The organism is Mycobacterium sp. NGS24 (assembly GCF_059813065.1).
The window spans coordinates 221356-241630 of sequence record NZ_JCALDW010000007.1 but is presented as its reverse complement, the minus strand read 5'-3'; the positions used below and the strand labels follow the sequence as shown (position 1 = coordinate 241630).

Genomic DNA, 20275 nt, shown 5'->3' with positions numbered 1-20275 from the left:
TCGTCACCACCACCAGTGACCCCGTCGTCACGGTCAGCGGCATGGTCACCAACATCGGCGACCGCCCGGTGCACGACGTCATGGTGCGCCTCGAGCACGCCGGCGCCATCTCGACGTCGGCCGCCCTGCGCACGTCGCTGGACGGGGACACCGACCAATTCGAGCCGGCCGCGGACTTCCTGACCGTGTCCCCGGAACTGCAACGCGGCCAACAGGCCGGGTTCATCCTGTCCGCCCCGCTGCGCTCACTGACCAAGCCGTCGCTGGCCGTCGACAAACCCGGCATCTTCCCGGTGCTGGTCAACGTCAACGGGACGCCCGACTACGGCGCGCCCGCCCGTCTGGACAACGCGCGATTCCTGCTTCCGGTGGTCGGCATCCCGCCCGACAAGGGCGCTGACATCGAAGCGGCCGTGGCGCCCGAAACCGCCAAGCCGGTGTGGCTGACCATGCTGTGGCCGCTGGCCGACCGGCCCCGGCTGGCCCCCGGCGTCCCCGGCGGCACCATTCCAGTGCGACTGGTCGACGACGACCTGGCCAACTCGCTGGCCACCGGCGGGCGCCTGGACACCCTGCTCGCCGCTGCCGAGCTCGCGACCAGCCGCGATGTGGATCCCGACGGGGCGGTGGGCCGGGCGTTGTGCCTGGCCGTGGACCCGGATCTGCTCGTCACCGTCAATGCGATGACCGCCGGCTACGTGGTGTCCGACTCGCCGGACGGCCCCGCGCAGCTGCCGGGCAGACCGACCCATCCGGGCACCGGCCAGGCGGCAGCGAATCTGTGGCTGAGCCGGTTGCGGGCGCTGGCGCACCGCACCTGTGTGGTGCCGCTGCCCTACGCCCAGGCCGACCTGGACGCCCTGCAACGGGTCAACGACCCCGGGCTGAGTTCCACCGCCACGGCCGGGACCGCGGACATCGTGGATCGGATCCTGGACGTCGCCTCGGTGCGCGGCGCCGCCCTGCTGCCCGACGGCCCGCTCACCGGTCGTGCGGTCACCCTGCTCGACGCCAACGACAGCACGGTCGCGGTCGCCGCCGCGGATCCGCCCGAACAGGACGCCAACACCGCGACCGGCAGCGTCGACATCACGCCGCGCCGGCTGGCGACCCGGGTGGTGACCGCGCCGTTCGACCCGGCGATCGGTGCCGCGCTGGCCGCAGCCGGCAGCAACCCGATCGTGCCCACCTATCTGGACCCGTCGCTGTCGGTGCACATCAACCACGACTCGGCCACCGCGCGGCGCCAGGACGCGCTGGGCGCGATGCTGTGGCGCAGCGTGTCGCCCGACATCGCACCGCGCACCCAGATCCTGGTTCCCCCGGCGTCGTGGACGCTGCCCGGCGACGACGCGCAGCTCATCCTGACCGCCCTGGCCACCGCGATCCACTCCGGGCTGGCCGTGCCGCGGCCCCTGCCGGCCCTGATCGCCGAGGCGGCCGCACACACCGAGCCTCCTCAGCCGCCGGGGAACTACCCGTCGGCGCGGGGCCGGATCGGCGACGACATCACCGTCCAGGTCGCCGGCCAGGTCACCCGGCTCTCCAAGCTGACCTCGGCATTGATGACCGACGAGCGCACCGGTCTGACCGGCGTGCAGTACACCGCGCCGCTGCGCGAGGACATGCTGCGCGCCCTGAGCCAGTCGGCGCCCCCGGACACCCGCAACGGGCTGGCCCAGCAACGGTTGCTGGTGGTGGGCACCACGATCGACGACTTTTTCCGGGCCGTAACGATCGTCAACCCCAGCGGCTCTTACACGCTGGCAACCGAGCACAGCCCGCTGCCGCTGGCGCTGCACAACGACCTCGCGGTACCGATCCGGGTGCGGCTGCAGGTCAACGCCCCGCCCGGGATGACTGTCACCGACATGGGTCAGATCGAGCTGCCCCCGGGGTATCTGCCGCTGCGGGTACCGATCGAAGTCAATTTCACCCAGCGGGTCGCCATCGACGTCGGGCTGCGCACCCCGGACGGCACCGCCCTGGGCGAGCCGGTGCGGTTGTCGGTGCATTCCAACGCCTACGGCAAGGTGCTGTTCGCGATCACCCTCACCGCGGCGGCCGTACTGGTGCTGCTGGCCGGCCGGCGGCTGTGGCACCGGTTCCGCGGCCAGCCCGACCGCGCCGACCTGGACCGCCCGGACCCGCCCCCGCCCGCGCGCCGCCCCGAACCCCCACCGCAGGCGATCGATCGTCGGGTCCACGAAGAGCATCGCGTATGAAGCACGCACCCCGGCGGGTGCAACCACCGCCGCAGCGGTCGCCGCTATCTCAGCCACGCTCCCCGGTGCCGCCGCCGGGTCTGCCGCCGCGCCCCGGATGGACCCCGACCCAAGCGCCCCGTCCGCAGCCGCGCCCGCGACGCGAAGAACTGTCCGACGCCGCGATGGTGAAGCGGTCCTGGGGCATGGCGTTCGCGACGCTGATCAGCCGCCTCACCGGCTTCGCCCGGATCGTGCTGCTCGCCGCGATCCTCGGCGCGGCGCTGTCCAGTTCGTTCTCGGTGGCCAACCAGCTGCCCAACCTGGTCGCCGCGCTGGTGTTGGAGGCGACGTTCACCGCGATCTTCGTGCCGGTGCTGGCCCGGGCCGAACAGGACGACCCCGACGGCGGTGCGGCGTTCGTGCGCCGGCTGGTCACTCTGGCCACCACCCTATTGATCCTGGCCACGGCGCTGTCGGTGGCGGCCGCCCCGCTGTTGGTGCGGCTGATGCTGGGCCGCAATCCCGAGGTCAGCGCATCCCTGACCACTGCCTTCGCCTACCTGTTGTTGCCCCAGGTGCTGGTCTACGGGCTGTCCTCGGTGTTCATGGCCATCCTGAACACCCGCAACATCTTCGGCCCGCCGGCCTGGGCGCCGGTGGTGAACAACGTGGTCGCGATCGCCACCCTGGGCATCTACCTGGCCGTCCCCGGTGAACTCTCGGTCGACCCGGTCGAGATGGGCAACCCCAAACTGCTGGTGCTCGGCATCGGCACCAGCCTGGGGGTGTTCGCCCAAACCGCGGTGCTGCTGGTGGCGATCCGGCGCCAGCGGATCAGCCTGCGACCGCTGTGGGGAATCGACGAGCGACTCAAACGGTTCGGCACCATGGCCGCCGCCATGGTGCTGTACGTCCTGATCAGCCAGCTGGGCCTGGTGGTCGGCAATCAGATCGCGAGCACCGCGGCCGCGTCCGGCCCGGCGATCTACAACTACACCTGGCTGGTGCTGATGCTGCCGTTCGGCATGGTCGGGGTGACGGTGCTGACGGTGGTGATGCCGCGGCTGAGTCGCAACGCCGCGGCAAACGACACCCCGGCGGTGCTGGCCGACCTGTCGCTGGCCACCCGGCTGACCATGATCACGCTGATCCCGACGGTGGCGTTGATGACGGTCGGCGGACCTGCGATGGGTAGTGCACTGTTCGCCTACGGACACTTCGGCCAGGTCGATGCGGGCTACCTGGGTGCGGCGATCGCGCTGTCGGCGTTCACCTTGATCCCGTACGCGCTGGTGCTGCTGCAGCTGCGGGTGTTCTACGCGCGCGAGGAACCGTGGACACCGATCGTGGTGATCATCGTCATCACCTCGGTGAAGATCGCCGGCTCGGTCCTTGCGCCGCACCTGACGAGCAACAAGGAACTGGTCGCCGGTTACCTCGGGACAGCTAACGGGCTGGGGTTTCTGGCCGGCGCGCTGGTCGGTCACCTGCTGTTGCGCCGCAGCCTGCGACCCGAGGGCGGCCGGCTGATCGGTCTGGCCGAGGTGCGCACCATCCTGGTGACGATTGCGGCCTCGCTGCTGGCCGGCCTCATCGCACACGTCGCCGACCGGCTGCTGGGCCTGGACCAGCTGACCGCGCACGGTGGCATGGGTTCGCTGTTGCGCCTGGTGGTGTTGACGATGATCATGGTCCCGATCCTGGCCGCGGTCATGCTCGGCGCGCAGGTCCCCGAGGCCAGGGCCGCGTGGGACGCGATTCAGCGCCGGACGCGGCGACACCGCGTCCAGGTGCCTCCGGGCAAGGCCGCAGTGTCGTCTGGGCGTCCCCCGGTCACGTACCCTGAGCAAAGAAATCTGTCCCGGCCTGGGAAGAATGCGGTGCCGATCCAGCGCAAGCCTCCGGCGACCGGGGCCGGCCTGGCGAAAGGAGTGGGGGTGACCGACCGCACATCGGAGAGTTCCTCGGCCGGCGCTCCCCTCGGTTCGAAGGCGGGGCCCCAGGCTGCCGCCCCACGGGCCGACGACTTTCAACCCGACATCCCGCCCAGCCGCGACCGGGGTCCCGCCCGCCACCAGGTCAACGGCGACGTCGGCGCCGAGTCCCGCGGACCGATCCCCTTCGACGCGCCGCGCGAACGTGGGCCAGAACCATCGACGACGCACGACGACGCCAACCTGGTGCCCGGGGCGCGGATCGCCAACGGCCGCTACCGGCTGCTCATCTCGCACGGCGGTCTGCCGCCGCTGCACTTCTGGCAGGCGCTGGACACCGCGCTGGACCGGCAGGTCGCGCTCACGTTCGTCGACCCGGAGGGCGTGCTGCCCGAAGACGTGCTGCAGGAGATCCTGTCGCGCACCCTGCGGCTGAGCCGGATCGACAAGCCCGGCATCGCCCGCATCCTCGACGTCGTGCACACCGGGTCGGGTGGTCTGGTGGTCGCGGAGTGGGTCCGCGGCGGCTCGTTGAAGGAAGTCGCCGACACCTCGCCGTCCCCGGTCGGAGCGATCCGCGCCATGCAGTCGCTGGCCGCGGCCGCCGACGCCGCGCACCGCGCCGGTGTCGCGCTGTCCCTGGATCACCCCAGCCGGGTGCGCCTGTCCGTCGACGGCGATGTGGTGCTCGCCTACCCGGCCACCATGCCCGACGCCAACCCGCAGGATGACATCCGCGGGATCGGCGCATCGCTGTACGCCCTGCTGGTGAACCGCTGGCCGCTGCCGGAGGCCGGGGTGCGCAGCGGACTGGCCCCGGCCGAACGCGACGCCACCGGGCAGGCCGTCGAACCGACCGTCGTCGATCGGGACATCCCGTTCCAGATCTCCGCCGTCGCCGCCCGATCAGTGCAGGAGGACGGCGGAATACGCAGTGCCTCCACGCTTTTGAACCTGCTGCAGCAGGCGACCGCGGTGGCCGACCGCACCGAGGTGCTCAGCCCCATCGAGGACCTGCCCGCCCCCACCGCGCGGCGGCGCAGCGCCGAACCCGGCAGCGAAGCCTACGCCCGCCGTCGGCGCAACCTGCTGATCGGCCTCGGCGCGGGCGCGGCGGTCCTGCTGGTGGCGCTGCTCGTGCTGGCGTCGGTGGTGAGCAAGATCTTCGGCGACGTCGGCAACGGGCTCAAGGGGGACCAACTCGGCCTGAACAACAACCAGCCGACGTCAGCCCCAGAGTCGCCCGGCAGCGCCGCGCCGTCGGGCAGCACCGTCAAGCCCACCAAAGTCACCGTGTTCTCCCCCGAAGGCGACGCCGACGACGTCGCCGGGGCGATGAACGTTATCGACGGCAACCCGGGCACGTCATGGCAGACCGATCCGTATTCCGACCCGGTGCCGTTCCCCGGCTTCAAGAACGGTGTCGGACTGTTGCTGCAGCTGCCCAGAGCGACCGTAGTCGGCACCGTGACGATCGATCTGACCAGCACCGGCACCAAGGTGGAGATCCGCTCCTCGTCGTCGGCGAACCCGTCGAAGTTGAGCGACACCACCGTGCTGACCCCGGCCACCGCGCTCAAACCCGGCCATAACACCATTCAGGTCAACGCCGCCGCTGCCACTTCCAACGTGCTGGTGTGGATCTCCACGCTGGGCACCACCGACGGCAAGAGCCAGACCGCCATCTCCGAGATCACGATCCAAGCCGCTTCCTGAAGTGCCCGGCCGACGCCGATTGGTTACTGTCCGGCGGTGGGTTTCGGCAGGGAGCGCAGCGACGCCGAACTCCTGGCAGCTCATGTCAACGGCGAGCGCCGCGCCTTCGATCAGCTGTTCCGCCGCCACCATCGCCGGTTGTATCAACTGGCGCGGCTGACCAGCGCGACTCGTGAGGACGCCGACGACGCGTTGCAGGACGCCATGCTGTCTGCGCACCGCGGCGCGGGCTCGTTCCGGCACGACGCCGCGGTCAGCTCGTGGCTGCACCGCATCGTGCTCAATGCCTGCCTGGATCGGCTGCGCCGCGCTCAGACCCGTCCGGCGGTGCCGATGCGCGACGAATACCCGGTCCCCGACCGTACGGCCCAGGTCGAGACAGCGATCATGGTGCAGCGGGCCCTGCTGCGGCTGCCGGTCGAGCAACGGGCCACGGTGGTCGCGGTCGACATGTTGGGCTACTCGATCGCCGACACCGCGCGCATGCTCGGGGTGGCTGAGGGGACCGTGAAGAGCCGGTGCGCCCGGGCTCGGGCCCGGCTTGCCCGCCTGCTCGGGTATCTGGACACCGGCCCGGGCGCCGAATTGGCGATGACGGACACTGGGGCGGATGAACGACGCCGACCCGGACCCGCCGCTGACGGTTGAGCTGCTCGCCGACCTGCAGGCGGGTCTGCTCGACGACGACACCGCCGCTGCCCTGCGCCGCCGGATCCGCACCGACCCGCAGGCCGCGGCGACCTTGCAGGCCCTGCACCAGGTGCGCCACGATGTTGCCGCGGTCGGTGACCAACCGGCACCCGAGGCGCCGGCCGAGACCGTCGACGGTGTCGCAGCCGCCCTGCGCTCAGCCCGCGCCGCGCACGCGGCGCGGCCCGCTGTGCCCCCCGCCCGCGTCGTCGCCGGGATTCTGGGGGGGTGCGCCCTGGCCGCCGCGATCGGCGTCGGCACCATGGCGCTGCTCGACGACCCCGCGTCGGAGTCCAGCGTCGGTGCCACCATCAACCGCGTCACCGTCTCCACTCCCGCGCCGGTGATCCCGCTGTCGGACGCGCAGATCGTTGCGTTGCTGAACCGCCCGCCCGATTTCGGCGCGCTCGGCAACCCCGCCCAGCGCGCGTCGTGCCTGAGCGGCCTCGGCTATCCGGCTGCCGCGGAAATCCTGGGCGCCCAGCCGATCGAGGTCAACGCCCGCCCCGGGGTACTGCTGGTGCTGCCCGGGGACACCCCGGCGACTGTGACGGCCTACGCGGTGGCGCAGAACTGCAGCGCCGCCGACACCGGGCTGCTGGCCGACACCGCTGTGCCGCGCGGGTAGGTGTCGTGCGGGAGCTCGGGAACAGCACTGCCTAGGCTGGCGTTCGTAAACTTTGCAGATCCACTTCGTCTTTTGATCGGCTCGCGCTGGAAAGGCCCGCATGACTGCCTCCGCTAACACCATTCACGACGTAATCGTCATCGGTTCCGGTCCGGCCGGCTACACCGCGGCCCTCTACACCGCCCGAGCGCAGCTCAAGCCGTTGGTCTTCGAGGGCACCTCGTTCGGCGGCGCGCTGATGACCACCACCGAGGTGGAGAATTTCCCCGGTTTCCGCGACGGCATCACCGGCCCCGAGCTGATGGACCAGATGCGCGAGCAGGCGCTGCGCTTCGGCGCCGACCTGCGCATGGAAGACGTCGAGTCGGTGGCGCTGGACGGGCCGGTCAAATCCGTGGTGACCGCCGAGGGTGAGATGTTCCGGGCCCGCGCGGTCATCCTGGCGATGGGCGCCGCCGCGCGTTACCTGCAGGTTCCCGGTGAACAGGAACTGCTGGGCCGTGGCGTGAGCTCCTGCGCCACCTGTGACGGGTTCTTCTTCCGCGATCAGGACATCGCCGTGATCGGCGGTGGCGACTCGGCGATGGAGGAAGCGACTTTCCTCACCCGGTTCGCGCGCAGCGTGACCCTGGTGCACCGGCGCGAGGAGTTCCGGGCGTCCAAGATCATGCTCAACCGGGCTATGGCGAACGAGAAGATCACCGTCCTGACCAACAAGGCGGTACTCGGCGTCGAAGGCGACAGCACGGTCACCGGGTTGCGGATTCGCGACAACGTCACCGGTGCCGAAACCACGCTGCCGGTGACCGGGGTGTTCGTCGCCATCGGCCACGAGCCCCGCTCGGCGCTGGTCCGCGGCGCGGTCGACCTCGACCCGGACGGGTACGTCCTGGTCCGGGGACGCACCACCAGCACCTCGTTGGACGGGGTGTTCGCGGCCGGGGACCTGGTGGACCGCACCTACCGACAGGCCATCACCGCGGCCGGCAGCGGTTGCTCGGCCGCGATCGACGCCGAGCGCTGGCTCGCCGAACACGAATCAGCCGGACACGCCGACAGTACCGACACTCTGATTGGAGCCAAGCGATGAGCAATCCGGAGCAGTCCGCCACCATCGAGGTGTCCGACGCGACCTTCCCCACCGCGGTGCTCTCCAGCAGTAAGCCTGTGCTGGTTGACTTTTGGGCGACCTGGTGCGGTCCGTGCAAGATGGTGGCGCCGGTCCTGGAAGAAATCGCCGCCGAACGTTCGGCCGAGCTGACCGTGGCCAAACTGGACGTGGACGCCAATCCGCAGACCGCCGTCGACTTCGATGTGGTGTCCATCCCCACGCTGATTCTGTTCAAGAACGGTGAACCGGTGAAGCGGATCGTCGGCGCCAAGGGGAAGGCGGCGCTGCTGCGCGAGCTGTCCGAGGCGGTGCCCGGGCTCAGCTGAGAGTCGGATCGCCGGACGAAACGGGTCCCCGATTGGCCTGGGGTTTTCCCGATATCGGCGAGGATCTGCGACAATACCGGTTAACTGCGCTGCCTATTGGCAGTGGTGACAATTAGTTCCGGAGGACCCTTGGTATGCCGAGTCCGCGCCGCGAAGACGGCGACGCGCTGCGCTGTGGTGACCGCGGCGCCGCTGTCACCGAAATCCGGGCCGCGCTGGCCGCACTGGGAATGCTGGACAATTTTGACGAAGATCTGAACACCGGCAGCCACGTCGCGGTCGACGTCTTCGACGGCGAGTTGGACCACGCAGTGCGGGCATTCCAGCAGCACCGCGGACTGCTGGTGGACGGCGTTGTCGGCGAGGCCACCTACCGGGCGTTGAAGGAAGCTTCCTACCGTCTCGGCGCCCGCACGCTGTATCACCAATTCGGGGCTCCGCTCTATGGTGACGATGTCGCGACCCTGCAGGCGCGTCTGCAGGACCTCGGCTTCTACACCGGTCTGGTGGACGGCCACTTCGGTCTGCAGACCCACAATGCGCTGATGTCCTACCAACGGGAATACGGCATGTCCGCCGACGGCATCTGCGGCCCAGAAACGTTGCGGTCCTTGTACTTTCTCAGTTCCCGGGTCAGCGGCGGTTCGCCACACGCGATCCGGGAAGAAGAACTCGTCCGACGGTCCGGACCCAAGCTGTCCGGCAAGCGGATCATCATCGACCCGGGCCGCGGCGGCAACGACCACGGCCTGATCAGCTACGGACCGGACGGTCCGATCAGCGAAGCAGACGTGTTGTGGGACTTGGCAAGTCGGCTCGAAGGCCGGATGACCGCGATCGGTATGGAGACGTTCCGCTCCAGACCACACGACCACAGCCCGTCGGACGCCGAGCGTGCGGCCATCGCGAATTCCGTTGGGGCAGACCTGATGATCAGTCTGCGGTGTGAAACCCAAACCAGCCCGTCGGCCACCGGCGTGGCATCGTTCCACTTCGGCAACTCGCATGGATCGGTGTCCACCATCGGCCGCAACCTGGCCGACTTCATCCAGCGAGAAGTCGTTGCCCGCACCGGCTTACGGGACTGTCGCGTCCACGGCCGAACCTGGGATCTGTTGCGGCTCACCAGAATGCCCACCGTTCAGGTCGATGTCGGTTACATCACCAACCCCAACGACCGTCAGATGCTGGTTGCCGCGCAGACGCGCGACGCCATCGCCGAAGGCATTCTGGCCGCGGTGAAGCGGCTCTATCTGCTGGGTAAGAACGATCGGCCCACCGGCACCTTCACCTTCGCCGAATTGCTGGCCCACGAACTCAGCGTCGAGCGCGAGCGGGCCAGCAGAAGCACCGGCTCCTAACCGATTTCACCGTCCGGCGCCTGCAAGGTGTTGCCGGCTGTCGCCGCCCCGACCGGCTCCTGCAGCTGGGCGTTCTCCAGCAGGCGTTCCAGCGCGGCCTCGACTTCGGCCTTCCAGCCCAGTCCTTTGTCGAGTTCGAGGCGCAGCCGCGGGAAGTACGGATGGGGCGCCACCACCACGAATCCTTCGTCCAGCAAAAAGTCCGCATCGATGATGCAGTGTTCGACCGAGCAGTCCCCCAGCGCTTCAACGACCGGCTGCAGGTCGGCCTGCACCGGCTCCTGCAACTCGGTGGCTGCCTGGGTACGGCCGAAAGCCTCCAGCGCGCGCACCCCGCGGCGTACCAACTCGTCGACCACCCGGCTGATCAAATTGTGCGGCAGGTCCGCCACCACGCCCGGGTCGGCCTGCCCACGCTCGATACCCATCGAGGTCAACAACACCGCGTCCGCCGACACCGGCGCGGTCGGGAACCGGTGGGCACGGGGAACGGCCCGCGGCGGCGCGTATAGCACGTAGCCGACACACGCCGGCTCGGCCTGGCTGCGTTCGTCCAGGATCTCGGTCGCGACCTGCCCGCACGAACCCCACTCGAGCATCACCATGGACAGCCACGCTTCTTTTTCGAATTCCGGGTCCGCCAGCTGGTCATCGGTCCCGAGGGTCGCCGGATCGACCTCCCAGAACACGCACCGACGCGCGTGCTTGGGGAGCTGCTCGAATGCTTCGAGCCGCAGCGCAGTAATCCGAGCTGACACTAGTCTCCTAGCCTCCGTGCGGCGCTCGAACCCGATAGCCCTCGGCGTGCCGCCCGGCGTCTGTGCGACGTGGCAACGGCGGCGTGGCTGGCCCCGCTCTCCCCGGCCTGATGTGCACCGGCAACCCTTCCAGGATAGGAGAGTCGACGGGTATCCGGCCAGTGCGCGCCCGACGGCTGCGTTGTCCGGCCGGCGCCACCCCCCGTGCGGTCGCGACCAACCCGGGTTGACCCGTCGATTGTCGAAAAGGCTTGACGCACAGCGTGTTTGCGCCGGTCCGCGGGCTGCGGACCCGCACCCGACCAGTGCACTGTCACAGTGACGTAATTACACAAGATGACTGGTCGTGCCCGGTCAGGCCGGTTTCGAGGTCATCAGGTCGATGATCCGCTGCAAGTCGTCCACCGAACCGAACTCAACCACGATCTTGCCTTTGCGCTTGCCCAGCGCGACGGTGACCCGGGTGTCGAATGCGTTCGACAGTCGTTCGGCGACGTCTTGCAGTCCCGGCATCTGGATCGGCTTGCGCCGTGGCGGCGTCGGCGCACTGCCGTCTGCCCGGTTCGCCAGGGTCACCGCCTCCTCGGTGGCCCGCACCGACAAACCCTCCGCGACGATCCGGCTCGCCAATTCCTCCTGGGCCTCCGGCCCGGCTTCCAGCGACAGCAGCGCCCGGGCATGTCCGGCGGACAACACCCCTGCCGCTACCCTGCGCTGCACCGGGATCGGCAGTTTGAGCAGCCGGATCATGTTCGTGATCAGCGGGCGTGAGCGGCCGATGCGGGCGGCCAGTTCGTCGTGGGTGACGCCGAACTCGTCGAGCAGTTGCTGGTATGCCGCCGCTTCTTCCAACGGGTTGAGCTGCACCCGGTGGATGTTCTCGAGCAGGGCGTCGCGCAGCAGGTTATCGTCGCCCGTCTCGCGCACGATAGCGGGGATAGTGGCCAGGCCGGCTGCCTGCGCCGCGCGCCATCTGCGCTCCCCCATCACGATCTGATAGCGCGCACCGCCGGGCGTTCCGGGAACCGCACGCACCACGATCGGCTGCAGCAGCCCGAACTCGCGGATGGAGTGCACCAGCTCCGAGAGCGCTTCGTCGTCGAACACCTGGCGTGGCTGGCGTGGGTTGGGCTCGATGTCCGACGGTGCGATTTCGCGGTACACCGCACCCATCGCGGCGGCGTCCGGCAACGGCCCGCCGATCACCACATCGGCGGCTGCCGAACCCATCCGCGGACCCAGCGTTGCGGGTCCGGCGTCGCCCTCGGCCGGGCCGGTGGGGATCAGTGAAGCCAGCCCGCGGCCCAGACCGCCCTTCCTGCGTGACGGAGTCGTCATTGGTTATGCCCTCCCGGCTGGTGGTCGGTCGCGTTGCGCGAGTTCGCGGCTGGCGTCGAGATAGCTCATGGCCCCACGCGAACCGGGATCGTAATCGATGATGGTCATGCTGTAGCCCGGCGCTTCGGATACTTTCACGCTGCGCGGGATGACGGTGCGCAGCACCTTGTCACCGAAGTACCGGCGTACCTCTTCGGCTACCTGGTCGGCCAGCTTGGTTCGGCCGTCGTACATGGTCAGAATGACGGTGGTGACGTCGAGTTGCGGGTTGAGGTGCGCCTTGACCATCTCGATGTTGCGCATCAGCTGCGATACGCCCTCAAGCGCGTAGTACTCACATTGGATGGGAATCAGCACCTCCGGCGCGGCGACCAGAGCGTTGATGGTGAGCAGTCCGAGGGAGGGCGGACAGTCCACGAAGACGTAGTCGAAGTCGAAGCTGTCCAGCTCGACCAGTGCGTTGCGTAACCGGTTCTCGCGCGCCACCATGCTGACCAGTTCAATTTCGGCGCCGGCCAGGTCGATGGTGGCCGGCACGCAATAGAGGCGTTCGCTGTGCGGGCTGCGGCGCAACGCCTCGCGTAGTGGCACCTCACCGATCAGCACTTCGTAGGACGAGGGTGTCCCCGACTGGCGATCGGTGATGCCCAGCGCGGTGCTGGCGTTGCCTTGTGGGTCGAGGTCGATCACGAGCGTCTTGAGGCCCTGCACGGCGAGGGCCGCGGCGAGGTTCACGGCGGTCGTGGTCTTACCGACTCCCCCTTTTTGATTGGCGATGGTGAAGACCCGGCGCTGGCGCGGTCGCGGGAGGGCGTCGTGCGTGGTGTGCAGCACCCGCATGGCGCGCTCGGCAGCAGCACCGATCGGGGTGTCGAACTCGGTTGATGTTTCACGTGAAACATTCACGGTGGGATTGTGCGCTACCGGCGGCCGCGGCGCCACTCGGTCGGCAGGCACCGGGGCGTCGGGGCGGGGCGGGATCGCGTCACTCGGGCGCCCCGTGTTGCGGCCGAACCTCATGTCGTGCCTCCGCGCGACCGCCGCGCCGGTGTCCCCCGCCGAGCCACCACCGCGGTCGCCGGCCGTTCCAACAGGTTCGCACCACATGTCACTACCCTGACATCGACGGCCCCCGCCGCCGCCATCACACGCCGGTGTTCGCGGACCTCGTCGGGAGCGCGCTCCCCCTTGATCGCCACCATCTGTCCGTCGAGCTTCAGCAACGGCATACTCCACTTCGTCAGTTTGTCCAGTCCGGCTACGGCCCGGGACACCGCGGCGTCACTATCTCTCACGATGTCGCGGACCACGCGCTCTTCCGCGCGGCCGCGAATCACCTCGACCGGTAAATCGAGATCGTCCACGACTTCCCCGAGAAACTCACTGCGGCGTAGCAGTGGTTCGAGCAGCACCACACGCAGGTCTGGACGAGCGAGTGCCAGCGGGATGCCCGGCAGGCCTGCACCGCTGCCGATGTCGACTACCCGGGAACGCTCCTCCAGCAGCTCGCCGATCACGGCTGAATTCGCGATATGGCGCTCCCACACCCGGTCGACTTCCTTCGGACCGAGCAACCCTCGCTCGACCCCAGCGGTCCGCAGCAGCTCGGCGTAGCGCCGCGCCATGTCGATTCGCGGGCCGAAGAGGTGTTCCGCCGCCCTGACGGCCTGGGCTTCTGGTTCATCCGGCTGCGCGCGCCCGTGCGGATCGACATGTTTCACGTGAAACATTCCTCCGGTCTCCGCCTCCGCCTCGCCCGTGCCGGCGCCGAACTACACCTCTGTAACTCCGGTGGTCACGGGCCGGTCACTTTCCGGTCACGCGTATCAGTCGCGCAACACGACAACGCGGCGCGAGGGCTCTACACCCTCACTCTCGCTGTGCACGCCCTCCACCGCGGCAACGGCATCGTGGACGATCTTGCGCTCGAACGGCGTCATCGGCGAGAGGGCTTCGCGCTCGCCCGTCTCGGCAACCCGCCGAGCCACCTTGTCACCCAGGGCAGCTAGTTCCTCCCGCCGCCGACGACGCCAGCTCGCGATGTCGAGCATCAGCCGGCTGCGTACCCCGGTCTTCTGGTGTACCGCCAGTCGGGTCAGTTCCTGCAGCGCATCGAGCACCTCGCCGCCGCGACCCACCAACTTGTTCAGGTCGTTGCTGCCGTCGATGCTGACAACCGCGCGGTTGCCTTCGACGTCCAGGTCGATGTCGCCGTCGAAGTCCAGCAAGTCCAGCAGCTCTTCCAGATAGTCGCCGGCGATCTCACCTTCGGCGACCAGACGGTCTTCGAGATCGTCACCGTCCACGGCCGGAGCCGAACCGTCCGGGTCGCTCTCCTGGGTGTCGATATCAACTTCGGTGGTGTCCGCGTCGGTCATAGCAATGTCTCCCCTCATCCACGGGTTGGGTAGTCGCGGTGCTCGCACCGCGCGGTGGTTCTCGAGCGTCCCGGCAGGCCGAACCGGCCGGTGCCGGGCGCTCGCTAACGTTTGCGTTTCTTCGGTCGCGCCCCCGGACGCGGCGTGCGTCCCGGGCGTTGGCCCGCCGAATTGGGTTTGTTCGCCTGAGCCGTCGAGGTCTGATCTTCTTCGCCGCTCGCTGCGCCGTCCGCTGCACCCGGGGACTCGGACCGATTCTCCGGTCCCTGGGATGCCCTACTCGTGCGGACCGGCTTGGCTCCCGGGGCCGGGGCGTTGGCAGCCCGCCGCTCAATGGCTTCCTGCTTTTTAGCTTCGTCCTCTTTCTCGATCATGCCGAACACGTAATGCTGCTGACCGAAGGTCCAGATGTTGTTGGCGAACCAGTACAGGATGATCGCCAGCGGCAGGAACGGACCGCCGACCACAACGCCGAGCGGGAACACGTACAGAGCCAGCTTGTTCATCATGGCGGTCTGCGGATTCGCCGCAGCCTCGGCGCTCTGTCGCGCCACCGAAGCCCGGCTGTTGAAGTAGGTGGCTACGCCGGCCAGGATCATCACCGGCGCACCTACCGCGATCACTGCCGGGCGGCTGAAGTGTTCGAAGGCTCCCAGGCCGCCCTGCTGGGTCATGGAGGCGCCGATCGGCGCACCGAACAGGTTGGCCTTGAGGAAGTTCTGCACGTCGAGCGCGGTGAAGACGTAGTTGCCGATCAACCGGTTCTGCTCGGGGGACATGCTCTGCAAACCGATGCCGCCGGTGGTCCGGTTGAACGAGCGCAACACGTGATACAGCCCAAGGAACACCGGCAGCTGGGCCAGCATCGGCAAGCAACCCAGGATGGGATTGAAGCCGTGCTCGCGTTGCAGCTTCTGCATCTCGATCGCCATCTTCTGGCGGTCCTTGCCGTACTTCTTCTGCAGGGCCTTGATCTGCGGTTGCAGCTCCTGCATTTGCCGCGTGGTCCGAATCTGCTTGACGAACGGCTTGTACAGCAGCGCACGCAATGTGAAGACCAGGAACATCACCGACAACGCCCAGGCGAAGAAGTTGTCCGGCCCCAGCACGAAAGCGAACGCTTTGTACCAGACCCACATAATCCACGACACCGGGTAGTAGACGAAGTCGAGGCTGAACCAATCAAACAAAAGTGTCACTCCCCCGTTGCGGTGCCGCGCGGTCGACGGCGGCGTCATCGAAGTCAGCCCGGCGCTCAGGGATCGGGTCCCATCCGCCCCGGTGCCAGGGTCCACACTTGGCGAGTCTGGCCACCGCCAGCCAGCTCCCGCGGAGCATGCCGTATTCGGCCAATGCCGCCACGGCGTACTGACTGCACGTCGGGATGAACCGGCACGTGGCCGGCCGCAGTGGCGACACCATGTGCCGGTAAAGCTGGATCACAGAGATCGTGGCACGCACCACGGGGTTGCCGATACTCGGTGTGCTCACCGCTCGGTTCCCGCCAATTCGAAAGCCCGGCGCAGGCCGCGGCGCAGTTGCTGCTCCAGCCAGGCCGACGACACGTGCCGGCTGCTGGGCAGGGCGCGGATCACCACCTGATCCAGCGGATGCAGACTCTCCAGCATCGGCCGCGCCACATGGCGCAGCCGCCGCGCCACCCGGTGCCGCTCGACTGCGGTGCCCACTCGCTTGGCCACGATCAGGCCGACTCTCGGGGCTTGGCATCGGGTTGGGTCGCCCAACGACTCGCTGCCTCTGCGCACATGGACGACGACGTCGGGCTGCACTGTGCGCATCCCATACTTCACCGTCGCGTCAAACTCCGTCGACCGCCTCATGCGGTTGCGTGGAGAAAGCACCTGCTGGCAAACCCGATCTTGCGATCAGGCAGTGAGAGCGCGGCGACCCTTGCTGCGCCGGTTGGCGACGATGGCCCGCCCGGCACGGGTGCGCATCCGCAGCCGGAAACCATGTACGCGGGCTCGACGCCGATTGTTCGGCTGGAAGGTCCGCTTGCCCTTGGCCACGGCGTTCTCCTCGCTGTGTTTGGCATAACCATCCGCCCGCAGATGCTTTGCAGCCCGTTGGTCGGAGAGTGTCTCGCTAGCTGGCCGGCGCGGTCCCCGGGCATTGGGTCCGGGTCGCAGCCGTATCGCCGACTTTCGGGCGACTGTTTGAGGGTACTGATGCGGGTTCGCCTGGTCAAACCTCGCTCGCCCCAGCAGACCCAGCACCACCGGCATATCACCGCCGGTGGTGACGCGGCGTTCAGCGCCGAAAGATCCAGAACATCAAGAACGCCAGCGGAATACAACAGAACTGTTGGCAGCCGCAACGAAAACTGTTAGCTTCGCGGGGTGTCGTTTCCAAGCTGGGGCGAACTTGGAACGGCGTCGACAAAAAGTTTGGAGTCGACCATGAAGCGAGGATGGCGGATCGACTAGCTGACCGGACAGTCTTCATGATTGTCTTCCAGCACGGAGATCGCGGACCGTGGTTTATGCTGCGGCACGTAATCGACCGTCCTTTCCACACCTGTGGATAACTATGTGGACAGCTGTTCGTCGCCACCCCCCTCGACCGTCGGATCAGGAGATGCGTCGTTGACCGATGACCCGGGTTCCGGATTCGCCACAGTGTGGAACGCGGTCGTCTCCGAACTCAACGGTGACTCCGGTAACGGATCCGCTCCCGCCACTCCCCTGACACCCCAGCAACGGGCCTGGCTGAATCTGGTACGACCACTGACCATCGTCGAGGGATTCGCGCTGCTCTCGGTTCCCAGCGTGTTCGTCCAGAACGAGATCGAACGACACCTGCGGACCCAGATCACCGACGCACTCAGCCGTCGCCTCGGACAACAGATCCAACTCGGGGTCCGCATCGCCCCACCCACCGAGGACGACGGAGCGCTCGCACCCTCCGACGCGGGCCCGCCGCCCGGCACCGATGCCGACGACACCGCCGACACCGATGCGCCCGCCGGCAACGCACAGAGTTGGCCCTCGTATTTCACCGAACGCCCGCACACCACCGACACCGCGGCCGCCAGCGGAACCAGCCTCAACCGGCGCTACACGTTCGACACCTTTGTCATCGGTTCGTCCAACCGATTCGCCCATGCCGCCACCCTGGCCATTGCCGAAGCGCCCGCGCGCGCCTACAACCCACTGTTCATCTGGGGTGAGTCCGGCCTGGGCAAGACCCACCTGCTGCACGCCGCCGGTAACTACGCGCAGCGGTTGTTCCCCGGCATGCGGGTCAAGTATGTCTCCACCGAGGAGTTCACCAACGACTTCATCAACTCGCTGCGCGACGACCGCAAGGTGTCGTTCAAACGCAGCTACCGGGATGTCGATGTGTTGCTCGTCGATGACATCCAGTTCATCGAAGGCAAGGACGGGATCCAGGAAGAGTTCTTCCACACCTTCAACACCCTGCACAACGCCAACAAGCAGATCGTCATCTCCTCCGACCGGCCCCCCAAACAGTTGGCCACCCTCGAAGACCGGCTGCGCACCCGGTTCGAGTGGGGACTGATCACCGATGTGCAACCCCCCGACCTGGAAACACGCATCGCGATCCTGCGCAAGAAAGCGCAAGTGGAGCGGCTGGCCGTGCCCGACGACGTCCTCGAACTGATCGCCAGCAGCATCGAACGCAATATCCGCGAACTCGAGGGAGCCCTGATCCGGGTCACCGCGTTCGCGTCGCTGAACAAGACACCCATCGACAAGGCCCTGGCCGAGATCGTGCTGCGCGACCTGATCGCCGACGCGAGCGGCATGCAGATCAGCGCGGCCACCATCATGGCGGCCACCGCTGAATACTTCGACACCACCGTCGAAGAACTACGCGGGCCCGGCAAGGCGCGCCCGCTGGCGCAATCGCGCCAGATCGCCATGTACCTGTGCCGCGAACTCACCGATCTCTCGCTGCCCAAGATCGGGCAGGCTTTCGGCCGCGATCACACCACGGTGATGTACGCGGAGAAGAAGATCCGCGGCGAGATGGCCCAGCGCCGCGAGATCTTCGACAACGTCAAAGAACTCACCACCCGGATCCGGCAGCGCTCCAAGCGCTGAGTTCTTGCGTCACCCCCGCGCGAATTTGGTGAAAAACTTTCTTCCCTCGAGTCACAGCTGCAACAGCTTGATGATGTGCGCAGGCTGTGCACAAACCCTGCGAGTTCGGCGTGCATCAGTGCGTCCTGAGTGCACAACCGTGGCTCATCCCCAGCCGTCCACCGCGTCCCGCACAGGCAGCGACCCGGTCATCCCCAGCCCCGTCTGGCCGCTAGCTGCGCGAAGCCCGGGTTGTCCCCAGATTCCACACGCCCTAATACTGTTATTGAAATCTCTTCATCATTTCTTCCTTGAAGTACACCCTTGGGGACAAGCCTCGTCCGGGGGCGTTGCGCGGCGGCCCGAGCTTGGTTTGCGGGGGTGCGCGATGAGCTTTCAAGTTCGCCCCAGAAGCTCTACGGTTGTTCTTCGACTGCTGTTGCGGTCGTCGGGGCGGATACCTGCCGCCGGCGGTCGTCACGGGGAGTCCCCAACGCCGGCGGGGGAGCTGGCCCACGGATTTGAGTTCACAGGTGTGAAGGGACGCAATGGACGCGGCTACAACACGTGCGGTCACCGATTTGAAGTTTCGGCTGGTCCGGGAGTCCTTCGCCGAAGCGGTGTCGTGGGTGGCGAGAAACCTGCCGTCACGGCCGACGGTGCCGGTGCTGTCCGGGGTGTTGCTGACCGGATCCGAGGATGGGCTCACCATCTCCGGATTCGACTACGAGGTCTCCGCCGAAGTACAGGTCGCTGCTGAAATCGCCTCCCCGGGAAGCGTTTTGGTGTCCGGGAAACTGTTGTCCGAAATCACCCGGGCGCTGCCCAACAAGCCGGTGGATTTCTACGTCGACGGCAACCGGGTCGCCTTGACCTGCGGTAGCGCTCGGTTTTCGTTGCCGACGATGGCGGTGGAGGATTACCCGACCCTGCCGACCCTGCCTGAGGAGACCGGGACGCTGCCGGCCGAGTTGTTCGCCGAGGCGATCGGCCAGGTCGCCATCGCTGCCGGCCGGGATGACACGCTGCCCATGCTCACCGGCATCCGGGTCGAGATCTCCGGTGAATCGGTGGTTTTGGCCGCAACCGACCGGTTTCGGCTGGCGGTCCGCGAGTTGACGTGGTCGGCGCTGTCCCCCGACATCGAGGCCTCGGTGCTGGTGCCGGCCAAGACTCTGGCCGAAGCCGCCAAGGCTGGCGCCGACGGTTCGGAAGTCCGGCTGTCGCTGGGTTCGGGATCCGGTGTCGGCAAAGAAGGCCTGCTCGGTATCAGCGGCAACGGCAAACGCAGTACCACCCGGTTGCTGGACGCCGAATTCCCGAAATTCCGGCAACTGCTACCGGCTGAACACAGCGCGGTGGCCACCATCAACGTCGCCGAGTTGACCGAAGCGATCAAGCTGGTGGCGCTGGTCGCCGAACGCGGCGCACAGATCCGGATGGAATTCGCCGACGACATGCTGCGGCTGTCGGCCGGCGCCGACGACGTCGGACGTGCCGAGGAGGATCTGGCCGTCGACTACGCCGGGGAACCGCTGACCATCGCCTTCAACCCGACCTACCTGACCGACGGGCTGGGTTCGCTGCATTCCGAGCGGGTGTCGTTCGGGTTCACCACTCCGGGCAAACCGGCCTTGCTGCGTCCGGCCTCGGCCGACGATGCGGTGCCCAGCGGCAGTGGTCCGTTCCCCGCGGTACCGACGGATTACGTGTATCTGTTGATGCCGGTGCGGCTGCCGGGCTGATCGCCGGGACGCACAC

18 protein-coding genes are annotated in these 20275 nt (G+C 67.8%); 9 read left to right on the top strand and 9 right to left on the bottom strand.

The window, feature by feature from the left end:
• From AC5Y6Y_RS12715 to AC5Y6Y_RS12685, 7 genes are all read left to right on the top strand, one after another.
• Window positions 1–2225, top strand: a 2225-nt coding sequence (locus AC5Y6Y_RS12715; protein ID WP_499930098.1) for a DUF6049 family protein, incomplete at its 5' end; no start/stop codon positions are given.
• An 80-nt stretch (window positions 2226–2305) separates the two neighbouring features.
• Window positions 2306–5857, top strand: coding sequence for a lipid II flippase MurJ (locus tag AC5Y6Y_RS12710; RefSeq protein WP_499930099.1), 3552 nt, complete (start codon window positions 2306–2308; stop codon window positions 5855–5857).
• A gap of 36 nt (window positions 5858–5893) precedes the next feature.
• The gene (gene sigM / locus AC5Y6Y_RS12705; RefSeq protein ID WP_473138688.1) at window positions 5894–6505 is read left to right on the top strand and encodes an RNA polymerase sigma factor SigM; all 612 of its coding nucleotides are present in this window, start codon (window positions 5894–5896) and stop codon (window positions 6503–6505) included.
• Window positions 6468–7175 carry an RsmA family anti-sigma factor gene (locus AC5Y6Y_RS12700; protein ID WP_463826266.1) on the top strand — a complete coding sequence of 236 codons (708 nt, stop codon included), beginning with the start codon at window positions 6468–6470 and terminating at the stop codon, window positions 7173–7175. Before sigM ends, AC5Y6Y_RS12700 begins: the two co-directional genes overlap by 38 nt.
• A 100-nt stretch (window positions 7176–7275) precedes the next feature.
• Window positions 7276–8265 carry a thioredoxin-disulfide reductase gene (gene trxB / locus AC5Y6Y_RS12695; RefSeq protein ID WP_473138689.1) on the top strand — a complete coding sequence of 330 codons (990 nt, stop codon included), beginning with the start codon at window positions 7276–7278 and terminating at the stop codon, window positions 8263–8265.
• Window positions 8262–8612: a thioredoxin gene (gene trxA, locus AC5Y6Y_RS12690; RefSeq protein ID WP_463826268.1), complete on the top strand. Its 351-nt coding sequence runs from the start codon at window positions 8262–8264 to the stop codon at window positions 8610–8612. Before trxB ends, trxA begins: the two co-directional genes overlap by 4 nt.
• Before the next feature lie 134 nt (window positions 8613–8746).
• A complete protein-coding gene (locus AC5Y6Y_RS12685; protein WP_463826269.1) occupies window positions 8747–9973 on the top strand; it encodes an N-acetylmuramoyl-L-alanine amidase in 1227 nt (408 codons plus the stop codon).
• On the opposite strand, the gene AC5Y6Y_RS12680 is transcribed toward AC5Y6Y_RS12685, so the two are convergent.
• The 9 genes from AC5Y6Y_RS12680 to rpmH all read right to left on the bottom strand — a co-directional run bounded on the left by AC5Y6Y_RS12680 (window position 9970) and on the right by rpmH (window position 16477).
• The gene (locus AC5Y6Y_RS12680; RefSeq protein WP_473138690.1) at window positions 9970–10731 is read right to left on the bottom strand and encodes an acetyltransferase; all 762 of its coding nucleotides are present in this window, start codon (window positions 10729–10731) and stop codon (window positions 9970–9972) included. The two genes, AC5Y6Y_RS12685 and AC5Y6Y_RS12680, sit on opposite strands and share 4 nt — an antisense overlap.
• Before the next feature lie 354 nt (window positions 10732–11085).
• Entirely contained in the window at window positions 11086–12069 is a 984-nt protein-coding gene (locus AC5Y6Y_RS12675; RefSeq protein ID WP_463826271.1) for a ParB/RepB/Spo0J family partition protein, read from the bottom strand.
• Between the two features lie 3 nt (window positions 12070–12072).
• A complete protein-coding gene (locus AC5Y6Y_RS12670; RefSeq protein ID WP_473138691.1) occupies window positions 12073–13089 on the bottom strand; it encodes a ParA family protein in 1017 nt (338 codons plus the stop codon).
• A complete protein-coding gene (gene rsmG / locus AC5Y6Y_RS12665) occupies window positions 13086–13799 on the bottom strand; it encodes a 16S rRNA (guanine(527)-N(7))-methyltransferase RsmG (RefSeq protein ID WP_473138692.1) in 714 nt (237 codons plus the stop codon). The genes AC5Y6Y_RS12670 and rsmG overlap by 4 nt, the downstream gene beginning before the upstream one ends.
• A 96-nt stretch (window positions 13800–13895) precedes the next feature.
• On the bottom strand, window positions 13896–14447 hold the full coding sequence (locus AC5Y6Y_RS12660) for a Jag family protein (protein WP_463826274.1): 552 nt from the start codon (window positions 14445–14447) through the stop codon (window positions 13896–13898).
• 104 nt (window positions 14448–14551) lie between these two features.
• Complete coding sequence (yidC, locus tag AC5Y6Y_RS12655) at window positions 14552–15646, bottom strand: membrane protein insertase YidC (RefSeq protein ID WP_463826430.1); 1095 nt, start codon at window positions 15644–15646, stop codon at window positions 14552–14554.
• On the bottom strand, window positions 15630–15938 hold the full coding sequence (gene yidD / locus AC5Y6Y_RS12650) for a membrane protein insertion efficiency factor YidD (RefSeq protein WP_463826275.1): 309 nt from the start codon (window positions 15936–15938) through the stop codon (window positions 15630–15632). Before yidD ends, yidC begins: the two co-directional genes overlap by 17 nt.
• Window positions 15935–16309 (bottom strand): ribonuclease P protein component, encoded by a 375-nt coding sequence (gene rnpA, locus AC5Y6Y_RS12645; RefSeq protein ID WP_463826276.1) that lies wholly within the window; start codon window positions 16307–16309, stop codon window positions 15935–15937. The genes yidD and rnpA overlap by 4 nt, the downstream gene beginning before the upstream one ends.
• 24 nt (window positions 16310–16333) lie before the next feature.
• Window positions 16334–16477, bottom strand: a complete 144-nt coding sequence (rpmH, locus tag AC5Y6Y_RS12640; RefSeq protein WP_003898363.1) for a 50S ribosomal protein L34 — start codon at window positions 16475–16477, stop codon at window positions 16334–16336.
• Window positions 16478–17053: 576 nt separating this feature from the next.
• Between rpmH and dnaA the strand changes: the two genes are divergently transcribed.
• The gene (dnaA, locus tag AC5Y6Y_RS12635; RefSeq protein ID WP_473138693.1) at window positions 17054–18535 is read left to right on the top strand and encodes a chromosomal replication initiator protein DnaA; all 1482 of its coding nucleotides are present in this window, start codon (window positions 17054–17056) and stop codon (window positions 18533–18535) included.
• Window positions 18536–19062: 527 nt separating this feature from the next.
• On the top strand, window positions 19063–20259 hold the full coding sequence (dnaN, locus tag AC5Y6Y_RS12630; RefSeq protein ID WP_463826278.1) for a DNA polymerase III subunit beta: 1197 nt from the start codon (window positions 19063–19065) through the stop codon (window positions 20257–20259).
• Window positions 20260–20275 lie beyond the last annotated feature (16 nt).